The following is a 25,206-nucleotide window of genomic DNA, read 5'->3' as shown; positions in this document are numbered from 1 at the left end:
TGGTGTGTGAGGTTGGAAAGGGCGGTTATTCTTGCGGCAAGCCCACTGCCTGGCGCAGCGTGCGGATGCTGGACTTGAATTGCAGCGCGTCGTACACACGGCTGAAATCCTGGGGGTTGCTCAGGTGCGCGTAGCCGAAGCGGGCTAGCTCAATGCGCGACTCATCGTGGGTGAAGGCGTGCATGAGCTCGGCCAGCTCTTCGGCGCGCAGGCTGCTTTCTTCGAGCGCCTGGGTGGCGGTGCGCAGCCGCTCGGCATCGGTGGGGCGCTCGCGCAGGTCCTGGGCTAGCCCGGCAATTTCATCGGGGGCAAAGGGGCGCAGGTTGGCCGTAGGGTTCTGGCCAGGGTAGTAGCCGCCATCAGCAGTATCTGGATAGGCATTGCCGGGCGCATTGCTTTGGCCGGGGTAGCTAGGGGCCGGGTAGCTCTGCGGCTGCCGGCCCGGATAAGTTGGAGTAGGCGTGGGCGCCGGATAGGCTGGCGACTGGCCCTGGCTGGGGTAGCTGCCGCGCGGGTTGTAGCTGGGGTCGTATTGCCCATTGCTATAGTCGCCCTGAGTAGGTAGCGGCGGCTGGGCATTGCCGTAATAGCCGCCAGGGCCAGCCCCATAAGGCACATTACCTGGGCCATAATAGCCGCCCCGACCGTAGCCAGGCCCTGCCAGCGGCACCAGGCCCACCTGCCGCAACTGCGGGCCATAGGGCCGCATTACCAGCACGTAGTCAGTTTCTAAGCCCGGCTGCAGCCACACCTGCGCACGAAAGCGCATGGGCGGCCCGTAGCCCATAGGTACACTAAACTCGGCCCAGTGCCGGCCCGGTGCCAGCATGCCCACGCACACCTGCGGAGCCACCGGCTGCGTCAGCAGGCGCCCATCCAGCACAAGGCTGAAGGGCTGGCCCCGCTCGGCGGTAATCAGGAGGTTGGCAGGCGGAGCCGCCAGTGCGGGAGCCACCCCTAGCGAGGTAAACAGCGCCGTAGCAGCCAGCTTGAAAAGCGTTTTCATGGAGGTGAAAAACTAGGAGCGGATGAAGGCGTTCGTCAGCTCAAAGAGGCTAAACCCAAACGCCGTGCCAACAAAAAAGCCCCCGCCGAGCGGGGGCTTTTTTGTTGGCACGGCAGCTGCCCGCCGGCTAACCTTACTTATCAATGCGCGTCACCTTAAACTCGGTGCGGCGGTTGCGCTGATACTCGGCTTCGTTCTTAGGATTCTTGATAATGGGCCGGGTTTCGCCGTAGCCTTTGGCCGTGATGCGGCTCGGGCTGATGCCCTTGCTCACGATATACGCCACGGCTGCCTCGGCGCGGCGCTGGCTAAGCGCCAGGTTATAAGCGTCTTTGCCGCGCTGGTCGGTGTGCGAGCTCAGCTCGATGTTGATTTTGGGATTGTCCTGCAAGGTCTGCACCAGCGTGTCGAGGCGGATAGCCGCGTCGGGGCGGATATTCGACTTGTCGTAATCGTAGAAGATATCCTTCACCTCGATAGCCTTATTCACGACGATTTTAGTCAGCGTGAGCGTCACCGGAATTCTTACCTCGGTTAGCGGCTGAGTCAGCGTTTCGGGGCTGGGGTAGCGGCCCACGGTGCTCACGCTGGTGCGGGCGGTAAAGTCGCCGGGGTGGTCGGCCAGTAGGCTATATACCTGCGCCGAGTCGAGCTTGGTCGTGAACCTGCCATCGGGGCCAGTCTGCACGTCGCGCCGCTGGCCGCTGGTATTTGTGATGGTCACCGTTTCGCTGGCTAGCGGTGTGGTGGTGTTGGCTTTGTCATTGCGCTCCAGCACGGCGCCATCGGCATAGAATGCCACCATCCGGCGCGGCTTCTTCTTAAAGGTATAGAGGTCGTCGGAACCCTTGCCACCGGCACGGTTAGAGGAGAATACGCCCACGCCCGGCGCCGTGAAAAAGGGCGCAAAGTCGTCGCCGGGGCTGTTTATGCCGGGGCCGAGGTTCACGGGCTTGCCGCCTTTCACCTCAAAAATATCGAGCTTGCCGAAGCCCGGGTGGCCATCGGACGAGAAATACAGCGTGCCGTCGGGCGCCACGCCGGGGAAATTGTCATTGCCTACCGTGTTAATGGTTTCGCCCAGGTTTTCGGCCGGCGAGAAGCGGCCATTGGCGCCTAGGGTAGCTTTGTACAAGTCATTGCCGCCTAGCCCTCCCTTGCGCGACGAGGCGAAATAGAGCGTGGTACCATCGGGCGCGAATGCCGGTGAGAAGTCGTCGGCCGTGCGGTCGTTGATGTTAGCCAGAATGGGCTCGGTCCAGGCGCCGTTGCGGTAATACGAAATCCAGATATCAACGCTCCGATACCCTTTTTTCGAGCCATCGTTCGAGCGGGCAAAGACCATCGTCTTGCCGTCGGGCGTGTAGCTGGCGCTGGCTTGGAGCACCTTGTCGTTGTTGAAAAGCGGCTCCAGCTTGCGCGGTGTGCCACCGGTCATGGCGGCGGGGTCGTCAAACTTCTGGGCATACAGGGAAGTATAGCCCTCGCCATTGCCGGGATACGGCTTGCCGTCGCGGCCCGAGGCAAACACCAGCTCACCGCTACCCGGCATGCGTGCTGCCGAAAAATCGGAGCCGGGCGAGTTCACGGCATCGAGCGGGGCTACGTCGTAGGCCACGGCCTGGCCCGCCAGGGCCTTGCTGGCGGTGGCGCTGGCTGCTTCGGCAGCGGCGCGGGCGGCTAGGGTGCGGTTGGTGCCGCTTTCGGCGTAGGAGGTAAATCGCTGGGCGGCTTCGTCAAACTTGCCGTTGGCTTTCAGCGCCTCGGCATAGCGGTAGCCGAGGTCGGCATTGCGGGAGTTGCCATCGAGGGCCGCTTTATAATAAGGCTCGGCCTGGTCGAGCCGGTTCGAGAGGCGGTACGCTTCGCCAAGGCGGAAGTTGGCAGTAGCGGCGTTCTTAGCTTTGGCGATGTCGGCCTTGTAGAGCGGAATAGCGGCCTCATACTCACCGTGCAGGAAGCGCTTGTCGGCTTTGCTGAGCTTGCCCGACGAGGCGCAGCCGCTCAGTGCTACGGCCGGGCCAGCCGCCCCAATAAGCACGAGTTTTTTGAGAGACGAGTATCGAATGGAGAGCGCCATGCAGCCGAAAAAAGCGAATCTAGTAGTTTAATAGGCAATAATACAACCGTTTCGCCTTGCCGATTAGTGCCCTCCCAGGGAGGCTAAGCCGCAAAATAGCTGGCTAGCCAGGTCTGACCGGCGGGCGCCGGCCACTGCTCGTCCAATTGCTGCTTTGTGACCAGCGTATTGTTGAAGTACGGCGTGTCGGGGCCTAGCTCGCCCGCGGCAATGGCCTCGCGCAGCTCGCGGCGCGTGAGCTGCCGCAGCTCGCCATTGACCAGGAAGGCCATGCGCGACTTTTCAAGCAGCTGCACCCCTAGCCGCTGCTCCAGCTCCTGCACAAAGCGCACCGAGGCGTCGATAGAGCACCCGCTAGCCCCCGCCACGGCCTCGTCGAGGCCAATTACCAGGAACTGCCGGTGCAGAAACTGTGCTGAGGCGGCGAGCTGCCGGCCGTGGCTCGTCCATTCCTCCGCAAAGGCCGCCAGGCGCGGCAGTAGGGCCATTAGCTCTTCTTCGGCCAGCGGGCGGCTAGCCTGGTAAATCCACACGCGGGCCCGCGGAGGCAGGCGGTCAAAGGCTACATACATACACCACAGATTCAAACGGCTTGAACGGATTTCGCAGATACGCCCGCTGAATCGGGCTGGCTAAGCTGACGTAACTAGTCACCCCAACAGTACTAGCCGGGCAAAAGTAGCGAAGTAATCGCCTGGCTAGCCCGCCCGCCGCAGGCGGGCGTATCTGCGAAATCCGTTCAAGCTGTTTGTCTCTGCGGTCTAGGCGTTGATGCCCTCGGCACTGGCAATCAACTCAGCTAAGTCGAATACCTGCACAGCACTTTCCTGCTCCTTGTTTTTCACGCCATCGCTCATCATGGTCATGCAGAAGGGGCAGCTTACGGCAATGATGCTGCCCTGCAAGCTGTGCTGACTAGGGGCCGTGCGCTCGGTTTCGACGCCGCGCAGGTTATCAAGTGCCGCAGCCTGGCCGCTGAGGGTAGCCAGGGCTTCCTCGGTGCGCTCGATATTAATATCCTTCTTACCGGGCTCGGGCTCTTTCCACATCTGGGCACCGCCGGCGCCGCAGCACAGGCCGTTGGCTTTGCTGCGCTTCATCTCCACGAGGTCGGCGTCGAGGGCAGCGAGCACATCGCGCGGGGCTTCGTAGATATTGTTGGCGCGGCCCAGGTAGCACGAGTCGTGGAACGTGATGCGGCGGCCCTTGTAGCTTTCGCCACCCTGCACAGCTACTTTGCCTTCATTGATAAGCTGTTGCAGGTAGGTGCTGTGGTGAATTACTTCGTAATCACCCCCTAGCGCAGGGTACTCATTCTTGATGGTATTGAAGCAATGCGGGCAGGCCGTCACGATTTTCTTGATGCCGTAGCCATTCATCGTGGTGATGTTTTGCATGGCCTGCATCTGAAACAGAAACTCGTTGCCGGCACGCTTGGCCGGGTCGCCGGTGCAGCTTTCTTCGAGGCCCAGCACCGCGTAGTTGGTGCCCACGTGCTCCAGAATGCGGGCAAAGGCGCGGGTCACGCGCTTGTAGCGGTCGTCGAAGGCGCCGGCACAGCCCACCCAAAACAGGATTTCGGGCGCTTTGCCCTCGGCTGCGAGGTCAGCCACGGTCGGCACAGTGAGCTGGCGCTTGGTGGAGGGCGTAGGGGAGGAGGTAGGAGTCATCGTAAAAAGAATACTACTGCTTATAAATCAAGATTATGCCCTAGCCGGGGCTTTTTCGGCCACGTACAGCTCGTCGGCCCAATTTAGGCGGTCGGAGGGCGAAAAAGCCCAGGGTGCACCGTTGTTTTCGATATTGGAAAACATGACATTCAGCGAGTTGGGGGCCGCCGATTCTTCCAGCACTAGAAAGCGGCGCATCTCAATGATGCTTTCCAAGGGGTTGATGTTCACCGGGCAGCTTTCCACGCAGGCGTTGCAGGTGGTGCAGGCCCAGAGCTCCTCGGGCGTCACCTTGCCGCGCAGCAGCGTGGCTTCCATGAGGTCGGTAACGGGCTCATGCTTGGCCTCGGGGCCGTACACGTTGGGGTGGAAGATGAGCGGCGAGTTGTACTTCTCTTCGACCCGGTCGCGCGTGTCCATGATGATTTTGCGCGGCGAGAGCAGCTTGCCGGTGAGGTTGGCCGGGCACACCGAGGTGCAGCGGCCGCACTCGGTGCACGAGTACGAGTTCATGAGGGCCGTCCAGGGCAAATCTTCTACGTCCTTGGCCCCGAAGGGCGTGGGTGCTACCGCCGAGCCGTCGGGGTTGGTGGCCGGGGCGGGCACCTCGTAGCTAGGGTCCATCATGGCCTTCACCTCGTGGGTAATGCTCTCCACGTTGGAAAACTGCCCTTGCGGCACCAGGCGTGAATACCACACGTTGGGGAACGCCAAGATAATATGGAAGTGCTTGGAGCTGGGCAGGTAGTTGAGAAACAGCAGGATGCCCGTGATGTGAATCCACCAGCCGGCGCGCTCCATTACTTCTAGTGTGCCCACGCTGGTAGCTGGCAGCAGGTTGGCCAGGAAGTGGCTAACCGGGAACGCGCCCGGCAGGTCTTTGCCTTCGAGCTGATGCAGCTTGATGTCGGCCGAGTTCATGAAGAACAGGGCCAGCATCAGCGCCACTTCGATGTAGAGGATAATGTTGGCATCGAGCTTGGGCCACATGCGCAGCTCGGGGCCGGTAAAGCGCTGCACCGGCGGGTTGTGGTTGCGGCGCCACCAGAAGGCCGCCACCGCAATAATAACCAGGGCCGCTAGGGTCTCATTGATGGCCATCAGGGCACTATACACCGGCCCCAGAATGCCGAGCACGCGGTGTGTGCCAAACAGCCCATCAATGATGATTTCAATTACCTCGATGTTGATAACCAGAAAGCCGACGTACACCACCAGGTGCAAGAGCGCAGGCGTGAGGCGCTTAAACATCTTTTGCTGCCCGAAGGCTACGAGCAGCGTCTTATTGAGGCGCTCACCGAAGTGGCCGCTCATGTCGCGGTCGCGCCCGACGAGGATATTAGCCCTGATTTTTCGGACCTGCCAGGTAAACAGCCCGAACGCTGCCAGCAGCAGCAGCGCGAAAAGAATAGGTTGCAGCATAGACGGTAAAGGTAAGCCGACGGGGTGGGATAGGGGTGCAATTTAGTAGGCATGACGACTACTTTTATGGCTATCAGGCGTAATCATCCTACGAAGCAGAAATTTTTTTGCCCATTTTCTTGCACCGTTGGGCTCTTTTCGTACCTTTGCGCTCCCAAGCTGCTCGGCGGACTACGGGAAACGGCAACATAGCTCAGTTGGTAGAGCACAGCACTGAAAATGCTGGTGTCGTTGGTTCGATTCCAACTGTTGCCACAAAAAAAGCCCTTAGCAAAATGCTAGGGGCTTTTTTGCATTTCGGGGGGACGGATAAGGGGACAATGTTTGTGATGCCGTGGAGATTGCGTGAGTTTTGCACTCTCACTCATTCAAACATCTTAATAATTGGCCTGAATGCATAGCTATTAAGCGTTCTAAGCCATGAAGCTCTCTGTCTATGGAAAACAAAGTACTACTTGCTGTTTACAGTATAATTATTACTGGTGACAAAGAGTCCCAAATGCCAAGTAATTTCGGTGGGAATGTCGACCTACTTGATTTATTCAAGGAGTTTGCGATGGGCATTTATGAAATAGCGGCAGAAATGCCGCGGGCTAATAATACATCTATCGCTCTTGCTGGACCTGACAACAGATTCCCTCTACCGAGGCTTGCCGAAAATGAGCGAGAGCTGTATGGCTATTTCGATACAGGTAGGAATGGTACACCCTCAACGGTCATTGATTTAACATCAAAGGATAGCGGCGGTAAAAAAGCTAAGAGTAAAAAGGTAGTAAGCATTACTAAGGACCTGCACGTTACACGACCTGCATTCTATTATTTGCATGTTCCGAAATCAGGTAAAAAAGCCTACCTAGTGCTACAGCGAGCGCAAAGTCTTGGTATTAAAGGCGTTGTTGAAAAAACCTTTCAGGATTTCATGAACACTAAAGGTCTACAACGATACCGAGTCAAACTAAATAACTTACTGGATAGACGTGTATTTAAACGCATGCTAGAAAGTGGCCAGTTCAAAGAACTGACTATAGTTAAAGAAGGCATTCCCGAAAACATTAACAATCTCTATAGCAGAGACCCTAAAGAACATGCCTTCAAGGGAACTCAGAGGGTTTCTTACTTAGCAGTTGACTTACCGGCAAGTTGGCAGGAGTGGGCTCTTAATATAATGACGGGCAAGCCTGAGCTTAATATGACAGAAGGCACACCTAAGGCGAAAATCCAACTAGGTGGAGAGGAGCAATTGGTTACAGATGTTACCATCAGACTTGAACTGAGCAAGAAGCAAAAGACCTTCCATTTAGTCTATTCTGACCGTGACCAGCCTGATGTGGATGTCACAGACAATGTGCGGCGAAATGAGGATGATGGCCTGCTAAATCGAGATGATTTAGTTGAACAAGCTCAAGCATTGGTTGACGATGTCAATTTCACTGGTGGCACATCCGTTGACCCAGAGACTGGAGAGGTGCTACTATAAATCATAAACTCATTTCCCAGCTCCCATTATGACAATCTACAGAATATCAGGCATTTGGATGGGTGACGATGGTGTTCTCACACATTATGCATTTCATGAAGTGCTTCAAGGAAATAGAATCAGCAGAGGCCGAAAGACATCTAAGGCTGACGCTATCAAATTATTAGAAACCGCAGGTAACAGTGCTACGACTTGGTTATGGGACTACACGAGTTGTTATTGGAAAATTGGAGAAACTGTTACTGTAGTAGGAACTGGGAGCAACAAATACTTGAGAAGCAATCCAGATAAAAAAGTAACGGACAACTTAGCGCACCTAATCAATTACGACTGGCTGTAGTCTTGGCCTGCAACCACACGAACAAAAAGGGCCGCTCGTCTGCTGTCATAGCGGCCCTTATGTGTGAACGCTAAACAGCAGTACGTAGAGCACGACAGGCACGAAAAAGCCCCACCCGAGGCGGGTAGGGCTTTCGGCGCTGTTGAAAAACGGGTGCTTAGACCCCTTGCAAAACTGGGCTAGCCGCTAGCTTGCAGCAAGCAACTTATACCTAACCTGGGCCAGGCGTAAGCTCAAGCCGGTACACGTCGCGCAGCTGCCGGCGGCGAACCGTACCGGTCAAGTCCCTAGATAAGTGGCGAATCACAAGGGACGGGAGCAGCAGGTAAGCCAGGCTATTGCTCACCACCTCACCAGCCTGCAGAGCCGCTTCGCCTTTCAAACGAAAGGCAATGCGTGTGCCAGGCGCTAGCGCGGCCCACTGCTCAGGGGGCACCTTGGGCGTGCGCAGGCAACTGCCATCGGGCTGCAGCTGCCCGTTGATTGATTCGAGGTCGGCAAGCGTCAGGTAGGGCTTGCCAACCAGTTGCGCTAGGTAGCCTAGCGTCAGGGTAGCGGGAGTAGTTGACATCTTAAAAATTGCTGGACATGGTGTTCACGTCGTTCAGCTCGGCCATGAACCACTCGCGGAAAGTGTCGGCGGCCTCCTTGGCGCCCTCCGTGACGCCGTTCACGTTGATAATCGTGTTGCGGAAGGGGCTATCAACTCGAAGGGTGATGTTAATCACCTTCGCGCCACCGCTGCTGCCACCTACTACCCCGCCCTTACTGGCGTCGGCGGTCAGGGCGGGCACTAACGCCTTGCTGGCCGATTTGCCGCCAGCCATGAACTTGCTGGCTGCATCGCCTCGTCCTTTGCTTTCCACGCCGAACAACCCTATCTCTAACAAGTCATCGGTGGGACCAACACCCTTTTTATAGCCGTCTACAAAAGAATTGGCGGCCTTCATGCCCACGCCCTGCAGGTCGCCCAGCGAGCCCAGCGTCTGTTTCAGGCCGTCCCCAATTTTGTGCAGGTCACCGGTGAAGATGCCTTCGATGAAGGTGGCCGTGCCGCCCAGGTACTTGCCTACGGCCTCGGCAATGCCCTTGAAGGCCGATAAGGCCCCTTCATAAAGCCCAGAAAAGAATTTCTGAAGCTTGGGGGTGGTCTCCCAGAATTTAGCGAGCGTATTTACCACGCGCTGGCCTTGCTCCCAGACGGCGCCCAGTAGCGTGGCGGCCGTTTTAATAAAGGGAGAAACCAGGCGAATGACGCCGCCAATGCGGTTAAAGGTCTGCGCCAGTATGTCGCCAACTTCGCTGTTTCCATACTGCTCGCCCCATAGCTTTCGAAACGTGTCGAGCAGCGGCTGAACGGCGTCTTGGAGCGGTGCAAAGGCGGCCTTGATACCCTCAAGGTGGGTACTTACCCAGTCGACAGCTTTCTGGCCTTCCGTGACTAAGTTATTGAGAATGGGTAGGCCCTGGTCCGCACCCTGACTAAGTAAGGCCCCAATAGACTCGCGGACATTGTTAAATCGGTTGTAGAGCACCGTCCATCCACCCGTGCCGGCCTTGCTGGCTGCCTCGGCGGAACCGCCGAACTGAACTTTTAATTCTTGCAGCATCAGCGACTGCGCTTTGGCGGCCTGGCCCGTTTTGACAAATTTGGCAATCATTGCCTGCTGGCTATCGGAGAAGCGCACGCCCATGCGAGTCAGTGCACTCAGGCCTTCCTTCGGACTATCCAGTGCTTTGCCTACCAACTGAGCCGCGCTGTCGAGGCTTAGGTGCATTTTGGTGGCCATGTCCAACATGGCCGGAACGGCCTCCTTGTAAACGGCTCCTTTAATGTTGTGGAACGTAAGCAGGATGCTCTGGGCTCCGGTAATGGCATCATCATCAAACAGGCTTTTGCCCATCAAATCTGTGCTCATCTTAAGCAGCTCACCCCGGGCGATACCCACCGCGTTGCCCGTCGACCTCAGCGTGGCGTCAAACTGCGCCCCCGCCTGGTCGGCCGAGTTAAACATGCTCACCGACTCCTTTAGAAAGTTGAAGGCCTCAAAGGCACCGAAGGCCAGGCCCAGCCCACCAAGCAGCTTGCCGATACCCTGCAAGCCGCTTTTGGCGGCGCTAGTATCGACGTTGAGGTGGTGCGGTCGCTCAATCTTCTGTGTTATTTCCTGGGTTTGACGAATGATTTTAGCTAGGCCAGGACTGACAAGGTCCTCTAGGCTAAACTTGACGGGGATAGTAAGCGCACTCATTGCAACAGCAGATTAGTAAAAATGCAAATTGCCCCGTACTAGAGCACGGGGCAAGTGACTTATACCTAATAATTTACTTAAGCCCCATGTGTGCGCAGAACCAGATGGCTGGCAATGAATAAGTAGAGATGCGCACGGTGGACTCAAGAGCGGCGGCCCTACTACCTGCCTATAGCATAGAAGCAAGAGGCAGAGACTGGACACAAAAAAGCCCCGTCTGAAACAGAGCGGGGTTTTTCGAAGAAAATTGATGGTGTAAAGGTGTGGCTTTCTAGTGCGGCCAGCAAGAAACTTATAGCTAATAGTGTGCTCAGGGCTTACCCTGTTTGCGTAATTCTGGATGGTCGGCTACGAAGCTGTAGAGACTGCCCGGTGTGCGGCCTAGAGCCCGCGCGCAGGCGCCTGCCGACTGGTGGGGGTAGTGCTGGGCCAGGTAGTGATAATCGGCGCGGGTGAAGGGCCGGCGCGTTTGTCGTCCCCCAGAATCTGCTTGTGGGCTCATCAAAAAAAGGGCTAAAGCACGCCGCTAGCAATGTAGGCGGCGTTGGCCTGGATGGGGTTAAGGGCATTGCCGTTCCCGCCGTTAGTCAAGGCTTCTTTTAAGTACTGCGGGGCGTCAAAGGCGGCGCCGAAGCGGCCGTTTTGTCGAATGGTTTCCAAGGTATTTACTACCACTTGGAGGGCATCCCACTCGTCCTTTTGGCGCTGACTACGAGCATAGATGCGGCAGGTTTCGCGGATGGAATCCAGTTGGGCTTGCTTGATTTGCAGGGTTCCACCAACTAGCTCATACACTTCGGTGGACACGTTGCCGCCGTTCCAGGCGGATGCTCCCTGGCCATGCAAGCGTTTTATGGTGGCCAGAAACGCCTCAGTGCCGGCCGGCTTTGCCAGCAACTGGTATACTTGACCGGGGGCCACTACCAGGCCACCGCCGCCCCCACCGAGCGTGACGGGCTGGCCACCCGTGAGCATCCGTTCCAGGAAAGTAGTGGGGGCATTCCATAGGTCGGCTAGGTCGGTCGTAGTAGGTGCAGTCGCCAGCCCTAAGGCTGTGTAGGCATCCAAGCATTCTTGCAACGGGGCCATTCGTTGCGTCAGCTGTGCCACCTCTTGGGCATAGCGTTGGGTGTCGTCGGCCAGTAAAACGGGAGTAAAGGGCATAAGAAAAAAGGGAAATGAAAAAAAGAAAAGAATGGGAGTGAAAAGCGGGCGTTAGGGGCTCATTGAGTTGCTATAAAGGGGTAGTGAGGTAATGGCGCTGCTAGGCAGCTGGCGGGGCCTTTCTATGCTTTTTCTTGCCTGTTGTGGCAGCTGATATAGCGGCGCGAGTTTCGGGGCTGCGGGTGCGCCCTCGGTGGGCGGAGGCTAGCTTCTCCTGATGCTCGGCGGTGCGTGGGGTGATGGGCCGGCCCACCTTGCCGGCGCTGATGCGGGCGCGGTGCTCATCGCTGAGCACCTGGCCCTGAGTGAAGCCGGCCGAGGCCAGTGTATTAAAGCCGTGGGCGGGGTCGGTGGCCAGATGGGCGGCTACCTGGCGCTGCTTGGCCGTGGGTAGTTCATCCACCGGGCACAGCTCCAGCACCTCAAAGCGCAGCGAGGCCAGGCCGTGGGTGATGGCGTAGGCTTGCAGTTGCCGGGAGGCGTGGCGGCCCTGGCGCAACTCGTGGCGGGTGCTGGCGCAGGCTCGCCCCAGGTGCTTGGCCGCGCCCACATACACCCGTAAATCGTGGGCGTTGCGGAGCACGTAAATGCCGGAGCTGTTTTTCTCCGTATCAGTCAGGTTACAAATGAGTTGAGGGTAACGGGGCATTTTTGAAAGACCGGATGTTGTCGGAGTTTAATAATCTACTAACTGCTATACTTTGGCCGATTTGGGCAGTGTAATGGGGCGGCCGTTGGGGTGCCAGCCCACGGGCAACTCGTCGGTGGGCTGGCCCTCGTCGAAAGCGTTGGGGCTAGCCGTGCGCAGCGTGTGGGGTTGGTAGTCAGATGTCGCTTGGGTGGCGACAGTACCGGCCCGTAAGTCATCACGAGCACGTAGCTCTTCATCGGAGAGGTAGCATTCTTCAGCGGCGCGGCAGTCGAGCGGGCTTGCCCCGTTGAAGTAGTAGCGGCCGGTTTCCCAGCGGTAGTTGATGCGCGTGTCGGGGTTCTCACTCCCGTCGCCGATGCTGCCACGCACGCCCACGAGCTTGGCGCTTTTGACCTTGTGCACGTAGATGGCGACCTCGCTGAACAGCGGGTGGTTGCTACCCAGGTGCTTCCAGGGGCGGTAGTAAGTGGCCACGATGTGGGCCATGTTCTCCCAGGTCTGCCCGCCGGCAATGTGGCTGCTGTCGGGAATGGGCCGGGCCTGCCCGTGCTTCATGTCGGGCAGCTGCCGAGGGTGGGCCGTGATAGTGAGACTCTGGCCCGTATCGATGCTCCAATCTGTGAGCATACCCAGTGTGTGCACAAGGTAGGGCTCGTAGCCACCCATGCTGCCGAGGGCCGCGTGGTCGGCTTTATTCCAGGGGTCGAGCAGGCAGTGGCTGACGCCACATTTAGCCACTGCTGCTTCGAAGTAGCGCAGTAGGTCGGCCGGCGTGCGGCCCTGTCCCCGGCCGGGGTGCACTACCACGAAGAACTCGCGCACGAAATCCCGAGCCAGCTTGTAGCGGTGCAAGGCCAGGCAGTTGCGCCAATCACGGTCGGGGTTCTGGCCCGTGAGCGAGTGAATGAGCTGGTTGTAGATATGCTCCTCGGGCATGTTCTCGGGCGAGTAGATGGCCGATTTTTTACCCGCTAGCACGGCGCGCAGCAGCAGCATTTGGTACACCCATTCGGTTTTTCCCTCATTCATCCACCCGGTCCACACGTTGAGGTAGCCCGGCATCCACTTGAAATGGGGGTCTAGCGCGTCGATGTGGCAGGTTTCGCCCTTGGGCAGGCCGTGGTGATAGGCGTGCTCCATGCGCTGCCAGGTGAGATCATCCAACTGCAGCAAGGCACTAGCCGGCGCGATTTTAGGCGGTGGGGCTTCGCCCCCGGTGGTATACTGGCCGAGGCCATCGGTGAGTCCCATAAAAAAGAGTTAAGCAGCGGTGGGTGCGTAGTAAGGGCGGGTAATCGGGCCTGTGCCGTAGCGCTGAGTCATCTGGTCGAGAAAAGCCCGCACCTGCTGTACCAGGGCCGCGTAGTCGGTAGGTGGGGTAGTGGGCACCGGCAGCGGGGCATGCTGTGCGTAGAGACGCATGGCTGGCTCGGCGGCGCGCTGGCCCTGGGCTACTCCCGCCTTGTGCCCACGCACCCAGCCGAGGCGGTAGATGGGGTCGGCTTCACGGTAGGCCAGCAGCTGTGCCGGACTCAGGTTGCCCACAAGCACTGGGGCTGGGGGCAGGCTAGCCAGTGCGGCCTGTTCATACTGCTCCACGGCCGCCAGCAGCGCCTGCAAGTCGTTGACGTGAGCCATTACGGCTGAAGCGTGGCGGGCTGAGTTGTCGAGGCGCTGCACCTGCTGCCGGGCATAGTGGTCGAGGCGTAGCAATACTTGGCGTAGCGCGTGGCCAGCTTGATCGAGAGCGGGCGGAATAGTTGGCGATGGCGTAGACATCGGCGAGAAAGGGAGAAAGGGTTGGGGTGGCCTAGCTGGCCAGCGAGCCGGCGCGCACCCGGCGGCGGGCTTCAGCAGCCTCGGTCTCGCGTTGGGCCTGACGCTGGGCAACCACTTCGGGGTTGAGGTCAGGCGCAGTAGTAGGGGCTGGCCCTACAGTAGGCAAGGGCATGGGCAACGGGCGGTGGGTAGTTTGCCGAGCCTGCTCGTTTTGCCACTCGGCAAAGGCGCGAGCAGTACCGGCGTTTTCCACGCCCGACCAATTGCCCTGTATGGCGGCATCAAGCATCACCACAGCGAAGCCAGCCGGATACTTGCCCAGCTTTTTCAACATCAGCTCAAATGCTGTGAGGGGCTTGCCAGCCTGCTTCGTGTTTTCGGTGTAGAATATGCGCCAGGACTCGGCAAACTCGGGATCGGTATGGGGCAGCGACAGGGCGGCAACGTCGGCGAGGCTAGCCCCATTTTTTTTTGACTTCTTGGACCGGCTCGTTTTTGCAGCTTGCTGTTCAGTCGAAGCCGCATCAGAAAAAGAAATCCCCACCTCGGCGGCGCTAGCCGCACTAGTGTTGTTATTTTCTTTATCTATATAAAGGGTGTCAAAATTTGATGGGTTCTCTGATGGGTTTAGCGGGTTTTCGGCCTTAAACCCGTCAGATTTTGACGGCTTTAGAGCTCTTAATCCAGCAAAATTTGACGGGTTTAAGACTGGTAACGCGTCAAATTTTGATGGCTTTAATAGCTGGTAAGTAGTAGCAGCGCTGCGGCCTGTTCCGCCTGAGGTGATGCTGAGTAGCCCACCCGCTACCAGTTGCGCCCGGCAGTCCTTCATCGTATTAATTGAGAAGCTGCATACGGCCGCTATGTAGGGGTCGGGCTTGGCAAACTCAGCTGGCCAGCCAATAGCATTGGCCAGGGCAAGCAGTTTCAAATAAAGCCGGGTAGCGTTACCTGAGAATGCTTGCCGCTGGTCTAGCTTCTCAAAAAAGACGATGTAATCGAGGTAGGTCACAGGGTGGCGTGGCAGGATACTAGGCAGCAGTTGGCATCGGGGTGGCAACGCTTCGTTGCTCGGCCAGCAGCAGGGCCGGGCGGCCCTGCCCTTCCTCGCTTGGGTAGCTCGCGTAGTGCGTTACCTCGCGCACAGCCCAAGTGGCCTTGTGCTCTTCTTCTTCAAGTAGCCAGATAGTGCGGTCGGCCTCATCAGGGCTAGGGTTGTCGCTGGCTACTTCCAAGTAGTTGCCGCCAATCTTAACTAAGCGGCCGATGTTCCATTCTTCAAGGCCGGTTGCACTATTGGTATAGCGGTAGGTGTAGACCTTGCCCACCACGAGCATATCCTTGGTGTGGACTGGCATCGTATTGATAGCGCAGCCCCGAGGAAAGCGCGGGGCCATATGGTCGCATTCTACATCCCCGATGCAGGGGATAGTAGACCAGCCCTTGAAATAGTCGGGCGTGCCCTCACGGTTATCGAGCGGGTGATTCTGGAACATCTCGGCTGTGAACCAGGGCAAGCCTGGCTCAAACCAGTAGCCTCGTTGGTCAGGTGTGAAGCCAACGAGAGTGGCAGGATAGCCCAGTGCAGCGGCCTGGGCGGTGGGGGTGAGCGTAGTCAGGCCTGCAACAGCCTGGGGTACGCGGGTGGCAACAGCAACCATAGTTGTAAAAAATGAAAGGGTGAAAAAAATGGGCATGGCGCAGCCATGTCACTACTTAGGTGATACGTTAAAAACCTGAAAATGAGAAGCTTTAAGTTGGTAATTTGCCCTTTGGCCTGCTAGGTTTCTGAGTGCGCTGCTCACGGGTGCCGGCGGCCAACACATCGGAGCGCTTCACGTAGGCCCGGCCCCCGATTTTGGTGTAGGGTAGCAGGCCCCGGCGCTTGTGCTCGTGCACGGTGGCCACGCACACGTCGAGCAGGGCCGCTGCCTGCTCAATCGTCAGCAACTCGTCAGCGGGCGGCTGGGTGGCCCCAGCGATGGGCTGGGCCTGAGTCAGCTCAAAGCGAATAAGGGCGCGCAGGTCCTCAAGCAATTGCTGATACTCTACGCCCTGGGTGATGATAGCTTGCATACCTAACCAGGGCTAGTCGGCTGCGGCCGAGGTGAGAGTAGCTAGCTTCTGGGCTGTAGCTAATGCGTTACTCTTGTCAATGATACGAAGTGCTTCCTGTACAGCGGGGTGGGCAGGATTAGCGCTACGAAGGGCAATACTAACAGCAGGTCCGCTAAGGCCTACGGTCGTAGCAATCTCCTTGACTGCCCCACGAGGCAGTAATTGGGTGATGCGGCTTTTTGTACGCTTCATCTGACAGATGCTGTTTTAGGTGCTTACTTTACTTTACTGTTCAAAAGTAAAGTACTTTACTTGTAAAATCAAGTGGAATTTACTTTACTTTCATAAAATGTATTATATTTGCCTGAAAATCAATTGATTGCATTGAAAGCGATGGCAACAAGAACTTCACTAAGCGAGATAATCCGCAGGTTCCGCAAACAGAGTAAGATGACTCAGACTGATTTAGCGCTAAAAGTTGGCGTATCTAAGGCTGCTATCTCTCAGTTTGAGCGAGCTGAAGCCCGGCCGTCGTTTGAAACTATGAAGAAGATTTCAGACGTGCTCAATGCTGATTTGACAGAGCTATACTATGAAGCACGCCCACTGCGGGAAGCATCTAAAAAAGAGATTTCTTATATCAATGAGAAGGCTACTCTACTCGAGCTTTTACAGCAGAAGCTTGATGAAGAAAACTATGCTGATAGTCAGAATGCTATCCTTCATGGGAGTAGCCAGCGAACACAAACGGCTGAGGAGCTAATAGCAAGAGCAATTGCTATTACTCGTGAGGCTGCAATGATGCGTACTTATCATCTTGGGGAAAATCCAAGCCCAGACCGAGATTATGATGACCGTTTATATCGAAGGATGGGCTGTGAATTAAGCGAAGCGGTAAGGCTAATTGACTCTGGGCGTTTGCGTTATCAACTTATTGCAGACCGACCGATAGTAACCGAGCAAGCCGTTAGAGACTTTTTTGGTGACACAGGTACTTGGCCTGCTGCCTAATCAATAGAGACAGCATAAAAACAACGAAGGCCACCCCACCGGGTGGCCTTCTTCATTATCGCTCGGCCTTGCCACGCCGGTAGCTCAGGTACTGGGGCAGTGGGCTGCCAGCGGCGCAGTAGCTGCTCACCAAGCTAGCGGCCTGCTCGGGGCTGAGGGTAACGAGTAGTTGCTGGGCATAAAAAAGCCCCGCCGGGTGGGCGAGGCCTATGATAAAGCGAGAGGCGATATTAAGCGTGATGGGTTCGAGCTACATCAGCCATGTATTCCTTCAGCATTTTAGCTTGAGCTGGCTTATAGTTATTTAAACGTAAGCGCTTATAACCTTCTGTGCCAAACTCGTCATACAATGCGCCAAGCGAAGAATTGAGAAACGAGCTAGAGAAATTCACTACGTCAGTAAGGTCCAATGTAACAGAGCCTGGTTGCTCCGTTAGCGCTTCTTTCAAGGCAACAAACAGCTTATAGCCGTCTGCATTAGAAAGCGTGCTAGTCGTAGCGGATGCTACCATCAGGACTGCGCCGGTGGGGAGGTGAGCGCTCATAGGTGAAAATTGGACAGGGCGAATTACTTGTTGACAGTATACGGCAGATTTATTCAAAACAACTCAATATCGTCTTCTAGGATGTCAGTTTCCTCAAGAGGCAAATTGTCGTAAAATATTCGTAGTGTGGCAGTTGTGCCGGGAAAGTCTACCTCAGGGCAGCCATGAAAAATCTCGCGGCCCTTTTCGCTTACGTGGTAGATAATTCTGGATGTCTGAAGCGTTAGAGTACCACGTAATTGTAAAATTCCGGTGCGCAGGGTATCAAGGCCACGGCCTTGGTTATGAGGGCGCGAACGTGAAGTGAAACGAGGGGCTAGGGCCTTTTATAACGCTTCGGTAGCAGTAACTGGTTCCTGACCATTTGTCGTTAGAAAGTGATTGATTGTCTTGGGTATACCTAAGCCAAAGTCGGATACTGCGATAAATAAGCGACGACGAGACGGATAGTACTGCACCATGCCGAATGCTACTCGATTAGAAGAAGTGGCATTGAACGCATGGTCAAATACATTATTGAAAAGTTCTGCTAAATAAGTAGTTAGAAAAGTTAGGTTTTTCCCTTTGAAAAAGCTAGTACTATAATGCTGATAAGCACCCTGAATGTAAGCATTCATCGCTGTTGGCTCAGCTCGCCAAAGGATGAATGACGTAGAATCAGTTGCCACCTGAAAAGTGGATATTTCTACGTTATTACCAAGTGTATCCCACTGGGCAAAAAAGCTGATAATTCGTAAGTAGTCAAAAACTACTGCATTTGCCTCTTCGAAGCGAATAGCTATTCGGGCTCGACGGTACTCGTCTAGCAAGCAAGCCAGGGTAGTGACATGATGCGGTTTTACAGTGTTGGTGCCACCAATCACTACCCGAACCCCTGTCAGCAGAGGATGCATAGCTTGTACCCTCTGCAGGCGATTACTTAATAGGAAATCAGATAATTCGGGGGAAGTAATGAATGCCTGAAAGTGTATGGTATGTTCATAGCCGGGTGGGTCTGATAAGTGCATCAAACAAATTTACTAGGTGATTTCATTTAAAGCCTGGCCACCACCTCCATACACCCGGTGAAACTCCTTGCTCACCACATCTGCCGTGATGTTGACGTAGCGCTTGAAGCTGGCCCAGCTCTTGTGCCCAGTAATCTTCATCACGAGTTCGGGCCGCAGGCCTTGCTCCAGCGCCAGCGTAGCGAAAGTGCGCCGGCCGGTGTGGCAGGTCAGCCGCTGCCACTTGGCCAGCGTCTCGCTCTCACGCCGGCCGCCGCGGTAGCGCACCACTTCTACCGGCGTCGCTAGCTCGGCGCGCTGGCCTAGCTCCTTTAAAAACCGGTTGAGCACTTGGTTGGCCACCGGCCGCAGCTCGCCGGCCACTACGCGCTCGACGAGCGCCACAGCCTCAGGCCGCAAGGGCACCGTTACTACATCCTTCGTTTTGTGCATCACTAGGCGCAGCGAGTTGCCGCGCACGTGCTCAGCCCGGATGCTCACCAGGTCCGAGTAGCGCAAGCCGGTGTAACAGCTGAGCACGAACAGTCCGCGGGCGTTGTCGAGGTAGCTACCCGCTGGCAGCGGCAGCGTGGCCAAGTGCTGCAATTCGTCGGCCGTGAGCGTCATCACGTCGGGCTCGCGCCGGGACCAGGTGAGCTTCGGGTAGTAGGTATTGGTATGCAGGCCCCGGCCGGCTGCCCACTTCATAAAGAGCTTGAGGCGGGTCAGGTTCTTGCTGATGGTGTTATCCGTCAGGTGGGCGGGCCCGACGAGGTAGGCCGTGAATTTCTCCCCAAAGCTGGCCGTAATAGTGTCGAAATCTACCCCGTAGCGGCTGGCCTGGGCAAACTCGCGTAGGTGGCGCGCGGCGGTGGCGTAGGTGCGGGCTGTATTGAGCAGGCCCTGGGCGCGCTTCTGCTCTACCCACTCATCAAGATGCTGCCAGAAGGTAACGGCGGCCGCCGCGGCCACCTGCTCAGCTGGCACCGGTACCACAGCCGCGCGCAAGGCCTCTGTGCTGGGCAGGTGGCCCTCGGCCCGGTGAGTGCGGTAGCAGTCGAGCAGCTGCTGCTCAGCTAGCTCCAGCGCGTCGTTAAGCTTGCCGTTATCGGGTAGCCCGCGCGTCTGGGCTCGCTGCTCGGTCTTGAGCCACTGCCTGGGCAGAATGCTTAGGCCAGTGGAGACTTTGACACGCTGGCCATCAAAGCTCACGAAGGCGAAAATGGGCGTTGCTTTGCTAGCGCTGGGCTCCTTCAGTAGAAACGAAACGGCGGCCATAGAGTAGGAATGGAATACTTCCCTAAAGCTACGCCCTGTCCCCCGCTCAGGGGACAACCGGGGGACAAAATGCCCGACTAATCCCGATACTAGCTAGACTAATTCAGATAGCCGTTCGGGAGAAACTGCCTCTACGGTGAATTAAAGGCAATTTTAGTAGTGGTTGAGAGCGGGCTAACTCGTGGGGTGCGGGCCCAACTGTTGCCACAAAAACCCTCAGAAATATTCTGAGGTTTTTTATTGGCCTGCGGGTTAGTAGCGTGGCGTTACTGAAGCTCTGCGAGATTGTTTACGCGTTGACTTGGATGCGCTTGTTGCCTCCTGGTAAGCGCGCGGACTGAAGCTGCCTGGTTGACTTTAAGACCTTGCCTTGAACCGGCTGCTAGGGGTGCCAACCGGCCCGCAGCGCTTCCGCATGCTGCATATGTTTGGCAAAAACGCGTCGTTCACTCGTTTGCTCGCAATGCGTACGCTCGCCTCTACGCAAATTTTTGCCTAACCTGCTTAAGGGATACGTAACACTGCCGTAGCTTTGCACCGTGCTTCAACCAAAAAACCTGTTGACGAAGCGCGGAACCCTGCTCAGCAAGGAGCCGCGAGTAGGCCGCAAGGTCTTCGCCACCAACGGTTTTCCCGATGTTGCCTTTGGCATTTCCGCTATTTTTTCTGCTTATTACCCCGCCACCGTTTCGGATTCCGAAACGGTTTTTTTATGTCCGCTCCGTTCGGTGGCAGTCGCCACGCCACCAATCAGGCTACCCGTCATGAGTAGTGGCCGGTAAGCCTTCATCTTGTCTGTTTTAGCTAGTCAATCTCATTTCCCTCCCCTTCGGTATGGCACGTAAAGACCTGCTCGATATCGCCTCCCTTCACCGGGAGGAAATCGAGTTTTTGCTCGACCAATCCACGTCGTTCAAAAAATTGTTCACCCACTCGGTGAAAAAAATCCCCGCCCTTGAGGGTAAGTCCGTGCTCATGCTGTTCTACGAGGCTAGCACCCGCACGCACTCCTCCTTCGAGGTTGCGGCCAAACGTCTCTCGGCGGAGGTCACGAATTTCGACGTTGCCCACTCCTCCATCACCAAGGGCGAGTCGGTGCGCGAGACCATCGAGACGCTTCAGGCCATGCGCACCGACTATATCGTGGTGCGCCATAGCCACCCCGGCCTGCCGGGCATGATAGCCCGTCAAACCACGGCGTCGGTTATCAATGCCGGCGACGGGGCGCACGAGCACCCCACCCAGGCCCTGCTGGACGCTTTTACCATCCGGGAGAAATTTCCTGACCCAAGGGGCAAAAAAGTCCTCATCATCGGTGATATTCTGCACTCGCGCGTGGCACGCTCTACCAGCACGCTGCTGCAAAAGCTAGGCATCGAGGTGGCGTACCTCGGGCCGGGCTCGCTGGTGCCCAAGTACGTGCCGGAAAGCATCCCCCGCTTCACCGACTACGAGGCAGCTATGGCCTGGGGCCCCGATGTGGTGTACCTGCTTCGCGTGCAGCTAGAGCGCCAGGACGTGCAGTTTTTCCCGAGCGTGCGCGAGTATCACCGGGTCTACGGTATCACCACGGCCCGGCTGGCAGAAATCCGCGACCGGGGCCTCTACATCATGCACCCCGGCCCCGTGAACCGGGGGGTCGAGCTGTGCGACGCCGTAATGGATTACGAGCGTAGCCTGATTACCAACCAGGTCGAAAATGGCATCTCCATCCGCATGGCCGTGCTCGACTGGCTTACGCCGGGCGGGGAGTTTCCGAAGCAGGAGGCTTATACTGCTGCCGCGCGGCCGCGGGCGGGCTCCTCGCTGCTCACACCCTAGGTGCCAGCCGCGCAGGCTAATTTCAGTTCTTACTTACATCTTCCATAACCCTAGCGGTTTACAGACATTATCACTTCATGCTTCTCCTTCAAAATGCCCGCATCGCTTCCGAAAACTCACCCGTGCTGCGCGAGGGCGATGTCCTGATTGTCGAAGGAAAAATCCAGGACATCGGTACTAAACTGGCTATTCCTGAGGGTGCGCGCGTCATCGACGCGCGTGGCCGGGTGCTGATGCCAGGCATGTTTGATGCCCACGTGCACTTCCGCGCGCCCGGCTTCGAGAACAAGGAAACCATTACAACGGGCAGCGAGGCGGCCATCAACGGCGGCATTACCGGCGTGGTGATGATGCCCAACACCCGCCCGGCCCTCGACTCGGCCACTACCGTGGCCACCGTGCTGGAAAATGCTAAAGACCGCTCGCGCATTCCGGTGTACACCTCGGGCTGCGTCACGAAGAACCGCGAGGGCAAGGAGCTGGCGGAAATCGAGGGGATGCGCGGGCTAGGGGTCAAAATGCTCACCGACGACGGCGACACCACCAACGACCCGGCCGTGCTGCTGCGGGCCATGCAGTATGCCACCGAGTTCGGGATGTTTTTCGCCAGCCACTGCGAGGTGCCCGAGCTGGCCGGGCCGCGTGCCCTCAACGAAGGCGTGATGAGCTATCGGCTTGGTATTAAGGGTTCACCGGCTTGCGCGGAGGAGATTATCATTGACCGCGACATTCGTTTGGCCCGGGCGGCCGGCGCGCACGTGCACATCCAGCACGTGTCGAGCAAGCTCGGCATGGAAACCATCCGCTGGTGGAAATCGCGCGGCGATGTGAAGGTGACGGCCGAAGTGGCCCCGCACCACCTGCTGTTTACCGACGAGCACATTGGTGACTACGACACGAACTACAAGATGAACCCGCCGCTGCGCACGCAGGCCGACTGCGACGCGCTGCTCGAAGGGCTCATCGAAGGCGTGTTCGACCTCATTGCCACCGACCACGCGCCGCACACGCCATTTGAGAAAGCCCAGGATTTCATTAGCGCGCCCAACGGCATCACCGGCCTGGATACGGCCTTGGTTTCGCTGCACCACTTCTTCGTCGAGCCTAAGAAATTTGGCTGGGACCTGGTGGTAAAGCGCTACTCGGCGGAGCCCCGCCGCCTGATGGACCTGCCGGTGCCCAGCATCGAAGTCGGCCAGCCGGCCAACTGCGTCCTGTTCGACACCGAAGCCGAAACGACCTTTACGCGGGACTTTATGAAATCCAAATCCCAGAACACCCCCTTCATCGACCAGACGCTGAAAGGCCGGGTGGATATGGTGATTTTAGGGCCGGGAATCCTGCTGGAACGCTAACAGGTGTAAAGGGCGCCGCTGCTCTGCTTGAGTGAGAAATAGCAGCGAGCATGTGGCTTAATCTGCTGTAGAACAGCGGCGCCCTTACCCCAGGCAGGGCGGGGGCGCCGAAGCAGCCTACCTGGGTGCGCTAGGGGCGCTTGGGCTTGGTAGCCGGCGCGGGGCCGCCTAGCACCTCCACGATGGGCTGGCCAATGCAGGCGCTGGGCAGCTTGCTATTCAAGAGCATAGCCGCCGTGGGGGCGATGTCGGTGATGGTGTGCGGCGCGTAGCTGACGCCGGCCGGGATGCCGGGGCCCCACCACAGCAGCGGCACGTGGCTGTCGTAGGCGTAGCCGGTGCCGTGGCTAGCCCCCACGCCGATGTCGCCGGTCCAGCCGGGCATCAATTCATAGCGCACATCGCCAAAGCGCGGGTAGTAGAGGCCTAGCTGCAGCTTGGCTTCGAGGCCGGTGGTGTAGCCCGCATCGAGCAGTTGGGTAGTGGTATTGACCTGGGCTATGCCCGGCTGGTCGCGCACAAACTCGGCCAGCACCTGCTGGGCGTGGGCCAGTTCTATCTTATGCTGGGCTAGCAGCGGTCGGTTGAAGTAGTACGTGTTGTTGCGCTCGGTTTCGAGCCATTGGCCGGGGCCTAGCTGCGCGGTGAGGTAGGCGCTGGCGGCCTGGTACACGGCGCGGCGGTCGAAGGTGCCAACGGGCAGCTGGTGGTCGGCGAGGTAGCGGGTTACTTCACTGGCACCGTGGTCGGCGGTCAAAAATATAGCATAGTTGCCTTTGCCCACCGTCTTATCCAGGGCTTGCAGCAGGCGGGCTAGCTCCAGGTCGAGGCGCAGGTAGAGGTCGTTTTCTTCCTTGGAGAGCGGCCCGAAGGTGTGGCCCACCGCATCGGGGCTTGAGTAGCTGATGGCCAGCAAATCGGGCACGTCGTCGCGGCCCAGGTCGGTGCTAGCCAGCGCGCTCAGTGCCAGGTCGGTAAGCAGGCTATTGCCGAAGGGCGAAGTGTAGATGCCCTCGTAAGCAGGCGGGTTGAGCGGCGCCAGCTTGGCCAGGTCGTAGGGGAACGTTGCGGCCGTTTTGCCTTTGAAAATGCGCTCGTAGCGGTTCGAGTCGGGCAGGCTGTTGCGATAGGCCTCGGGGCCGCGCAGGGGCGTCCAGGTCTGGGTACGATAGTAGTCGGCCTTCTTCTGAGCGTTGAAGCTTTCGACCCAGGCCGGCAGCCGGGGCACGTAGTAGGTGCTCGAAATGAAGCTGCCCGTGCCGGTATCAAACCAGAAAGCACCGTCGGCCATGTGCCCGGCGGGCAGGGCCGAGGCCCGGTCTTTTAAGGACAGGGCTAGCACCCGGCTGCGGCCGCCGTAAGTCATCTTGAGCTCGTCGCCGAGGGTGGTGCTCACCTGGTTGCGGGCCGATACGCCGAGGCCCTTGCTGGCCGGGCCCACAAGCTGCACGGTGGTGTCGTCGGTGCAATACACGTCGCGGCGCAGGCGGCGGTCGTACCACGAGTTGCCTACGATGCCGTGGTAGCGCGGCGTGGTGCCGGTGTAGACCGACGAGTGGCCCGGCCCGGTCACGGTCGGAATGTAGTTATAGTGGGTGTTGCGGCACTCCATCCCCTCGCGGCGCAGGCGGTTGAAGCCATCGGGCCCGAAGTCATTGGCAAAGCGCGTCAGGTAGTCGGGCCGCATCTGGTCGACCATGATGCCTACCAGCAGCTTGGGTGCGGGGCGGTTTTGGGCTAGCAGCGCGGGCTCGGAGGCGAGCAGGCCGGCGGCTAGCAAAAGCAAGCGGTTCAGCATAACTAAAGCAAAGAGCAGCCCTACGGAGCTACCCCGGTAAATGTAGGCGAGCTCGGGGCTAGCGCCGAAAGGTGAAGCTGATGGGCAGCGTGCAGCGCACCCGCACGGGCTGGCCGTGCTCGCGGCCGGGCGTCCAGCGGGGCATGAGCCAAGCCAGCCGGCGGGCCTCGTCGTTGAACTCGGCGGCGGTCGTTTTCACCACTATTGGGTCGAGCACCCGGCCCTGCTCATCCACCACAAACTGCACTACCACCTGGCCCGACAGCCCGCGCCGCAGGGCCTCGGGCGGGTACTTGGTTTGGGTGGCCAGGTACTGGTGCAGGGCCACCTCGCCACCCACGAAGGCGGGCATCTGCTCGGCGTAGTTGAGCACCGCAGGATTAGCCCCTGCCGTGCCCAGCGGCTCCGTGGCCTGGAAAGTTTGCCCCAGCCCGACTAACGCGCTGAACGTAAAGAATATAAAAAGTAAAAAATTTCGCATACGGTAGCATACTAGCCCTGCTACAAAGCTC

General features: G+C 57.9%; 24 protein-coding genes and 1 tRNA gene. 6 read left to right on the top strand and 19 right to left on the bottom strand.

Annotation, left to right across the window (positions count from 1 at the left end):
- Window positions 1-25: 25 nt before the first annotated feature.
- The 5 genes from J4D99_RS22115 to J4D99_RS01235 form a co-directional block, all read right to left on the bottom strand.
- Window positions 26-298, bottom strand: coding sequence for a proline and serine-rich protein 1 family protein (locus tag J4D99_RS22115; RefSeq protein WP_370551393.1), 273 nt, complete (start codon window positions 296-298; stop codon window positions 26-28).
- Between the two features lie 841 nt (window positions 299-1,139).
- A complete protein-coding gene (locus J4D99_RS01250; protein WP_208129876.1) occupies window positions 1,140-3,086 on the bottom strand; it encodes a CHU_0125 family OmpA-like outer membrane integrity protein in 1,947 nt (648 codons plus the stop codon).
- A gap of 83 nt (window positions 3,087-3,169) precedes the next feature.
- Window positions 3,170-3,658, bottom strand: coding sequence for a hypothetical protein (locus J4D99_RS01245; RefSeq protein WP_208129875.1), 489 nt, complete (start codon window positions 3,656-3,658; stop codon window positions 3,170-3,172).
- A 189-nt stretch (window positions 3,659-3,847) separates the two neighbouring features.
- Window positions 3,848-4,756: a (Fe-S)-binding protein gene (locus tag J4D99_RS01240; protein ID WP_208129874.1), complete on the bottom strand. Its 909-nt coding sequence runs from the start codon at window positions 4,754-4,756 to the stop codon at window positions 3,848-3,850.
- A 33-nt stretch (window positions 4,757-4,789) separates the two neighbouring features.
- Window positions 4,790-6,178 (bottom strand): 4Fe-4S dicluster domain-containing protein, encoded by a 1,389-nt coding sequence (locus J4D99_RS01235; protein WP_208129873.1) that lies wholly within the window; start codon window positions 6,176-6,178, stop codon window positions 4,790-4,792.
- Window positions 6,179-6,360: 182 nt separating this feature from the next.
- Here J4D99_RS01235 and J4D99_RS01230 point away from each other — a divergent pair.
- From J4D99_RS01230 to J4D99_RS22110, 3 genes are all read left to right on the top strand, one after another.
- Window positions 6,361-6,433: transfer RNA gene (locus J4D99_RS01230), tRNA-Phe, on the top strand.
- Between the two features lie 181 nt (window positions 6,434-6,614).
- Window positions 6,615-7,655 (top strand): histidine phosphatase family protein, encoded by a 1,041-nt coding sequence (locus tag J4D99_RS01225; RefSeq protein WP_208129872.1) that lies wholly within the window; start codon window positions 6,615-6,617, stop codon window positions 7,653-7,655.
- 28 nt (window positions 7,656-7,683) lie between these two features.
- Window positions 7,684-7,995, top strand: coding sequence for a DUF3892 domain-containing protein (locus J4D99_RS22110; protein ID WP_208129871.1), 312 nt, complete (start codon window positions 7,684-7,686; stop codon window positions 7,993-7,995).
- A 211-nt stretch (window positions 7,996-8,206) separates the two neighbouring features.
- Here J4D99_RS22110 and J4D99_RS01215 read toward each other — a convergent pair whose 3' ends face one another.
- The 9 genes from J4D99_RS01215 to J4D99_RS01175 form a co-directional block, all read right to left on the bottom strand.
- Window positions 8,207-8,566: a hypothetical protein gene (locus tag J4D99_RS01215; RefSeq protein WP_208129870.1), complete on the bottom strand. Its 360-nt coding sequence runs from the start codon at window positions 8,564-8,566 to the stop codon at window positions 8,207-8,209.
- A 1-nt stretch (window position 8,567) separates the two neighbouring features.
- Complete coding sequence (locus tag J4D99_RS01210) at window positions 8,568-10,247, bottom strand: hypothetical protein (protein WP_208129869.1); 1,680 nt, start codon at window positions 10,245-10,247, stop codon at window positions 8,568-8,570.
- A gap of 513 nt (window positions 10,248-10,760) precedes the next feature.
- Entirely contained in the window at window positions 10,761-11,411 is a 651-nt protein-coding gene (locus tag J4D99_RS01205; protein WP_208129868.1) for a hypothetical protein, read from the bottom strand.
- Window positions 11,412-11,511: 100 nt separating this feature from the next.
- On the bottom strand, window positions 11,512-12,060 hold the full coding sequence (locus J4D99_RS01200) for an NUMOD3 domain-containing DNA-binding protein (protein WP_208129867.1): 549 nt from the start codon (window positions 12,058-12,060) through the stop codon (window positions 11,512-11,514).
- Between the two features lie 45 nt (window positions 12,061-12,105).
- Window positions 12,106-13,314, bottom strand: a complete 1,209-nt coding sequence (locus tag J4D99_RS01195; RefSeq protein ID WP_208129866.1) for a hypothetical protein — start codon at window positions 13,312-13,314, stop codon at window positions 12,106-12,108.
- Between the two features lie 9 nt (window positions 13,315-13,323).
- Window positions 13,324-13,842 (bottom strand): hypothetical protein, encoded by a 519-nt coding sequence (locus J4D99_RS01190; protein WP_208129865.1) that lies wholly within the window; start codon window positions 13,840-13,842, stop codon window positions 13,324-13,326.
- 31 nt (window positions 13,843-13,873) lie between these two features.
- Window positions 13,874-14,854, bottom strand: coding sequence for a hypothetical protein (locus J4D99_RS01185; protein ID WP_208129864.1), 981 nt, complete (start codon window positions 14,852-14,854; stop codon window positions 13,874-13,876).
- 19 nt (window positions 14,855-14,873) lie between these two features.
- Window positions 14,874-15,503 (bottom strand): hypothetical protein, encoded by a 630-nt coding sequence (locus tag J4D99_RS01180; RefSeq protein ID WP_208129863.1) that lies wholly within the window; start codon window positions 15,501-15,503, stop codon window positions 14,874-14,876.
- 91 nt (window positions 15,504-15,594) lie between these two features.
- Complete coding sequence (locus tag J4D99_RS01175; RefSeq protein ID WP_208129862.1) at window positions 15,595-15,918, bottom strand: helix-turn-helix domain-containing protein; 324 nt, start codon at window positions 15,916-15,918, stop codon at window positions 15,595-15,597.
- A gap of 342 nt (window positions 15,919-16,260) precedes the next feature.
- On the opposite strand from J4D99_RS01175, the gene J4D99_RS01170 reads away from it, so the two are divergent.
- Window positions 16,261-16,911 (top strand): helix-turn-helix domain-containing protein, encoded by a 651-nt coding sequence (locus J4D99_RS01170; protein WP_208129861.1) that lies wholly within the window; start codon window positions 16,261-16,263, stop codon window positions 16,909-16,911.
- Between the two features lie 230 nt (window positions 16,912-17,141).
- Here the strand turns inward: J4D99_RS01170 and J4D99_RS01165 are convergent, their stop codons facing one another.
- The 3 genes from J4D99_RS01165 to J4D99_RS01155 form a co-directional block, all read right to left on the bottom strand.
- Window positions 17,142-17,456 (bottom strand): STAS-like domain-containing protein, encoded by a 315-nt coding sequence (locus J4D99_RS01165; RefSeq protein WP_208129860.1) that lies wholly within the window; start codon window positions 17,454-17,456, stop codon window positions 17,142-17,144.
- Window positions 17,457-17,782: 326 nt separating this feature from the next.
- On the bottom strand, window positions 17,783-18,349 hold the full coding sequence (locus tag J4D99_RS01160; RefSeq protein ID WP_208129859.1) for a hypothetical protein: 567 nt from the start codon (window positions 18,347-18,349) through the stop codon (window positions 17,783-17,785).
- 126 nt (window positions 18,350-18,475) lie between these two features.
- Entirely contained in the window at window positions 18,476-19,720 is a 1,245-nt protein-coding gene (locus J4D99_RS01155; protein ID WP_208129858.1) for a site-specific integrase, read from the bottom strand.
- Window positions 19,721-20,554: 834 nt separating this feature from the next.
- Here J4D99_RS01155 and J4D99_RS01150 point away from each other — a divergent pair.
- A complete protein-coding gene (locus J4D99_RS01150; protein WP_208129857.1) occupies window positions 20,555-21,541 on the top strand; it encodes an aspartate carbamoyltransferase catalytic subunit in 987 nt (328 codons plus the stop codon).
- A 77-nt stretch (window positions 21,542-21,618) separates the two neighbouring features.
- The gene (locus J4D99_RS01145; protein ID WP_208129856.1) at window positions 21,619-22,896 is read left to right on the top strand and encodes a dihydroorotase; all 1,278 of its coding nucleotides are present in this window, start codon (window positions 21,619-21,621) and stop codon (window positions 22,894-22,896) included.
- A 130-nt stretch (window positions 22,897-23,026) separates the two neighbouring features.
- Here J4D99_RS01145 and J4D99_RS01140 read toward each other — a convergent pair whose 3' ends face one another.
- A complete protein-coding gene (locus J4D99_RS01140; RefSeq protein ID WP_208129855.1) occupies window positions 23,027-24,694 on the bottom strand; it encodes an alkaline phosphatase family protein in 1,668 nt (555 codons plus the stop codon).
- Window positions 24,695-24,752: 58 nt separating this feature from the next.
- The gene (locus J4D99_RS01135) at window positions 24,753-25,175 is read right to left on the bottom strand and encodes an energy transducer TonB (protein ID WP_208129854.1); all 423 of its coding nucleotides are present in this window, start codon (window positions 25,173-25,175) and stop codon (window positions 24,753-24,755) included.
- Window positions 25,176-25,206 lie beyond the last annotated feature (31 nt).

The sequence above is a fragment of the Hymenobacter sp. BT559 genome (genome assembly GCF_017571525.1).
In the GTDB taxonomy this organism is placed as follows: Bacteria; Bacteroidota; Bacteroidia; order Cytophagales; family Hymenobacteraceae; genus Hymenobacter; species Hymenobacter ginsengisoli.
The sequence above is the reverse complement of the archived record's forward strand: the minus strand, read 5'-3'. Positions and strand labels throughout refer to the sequence as shown.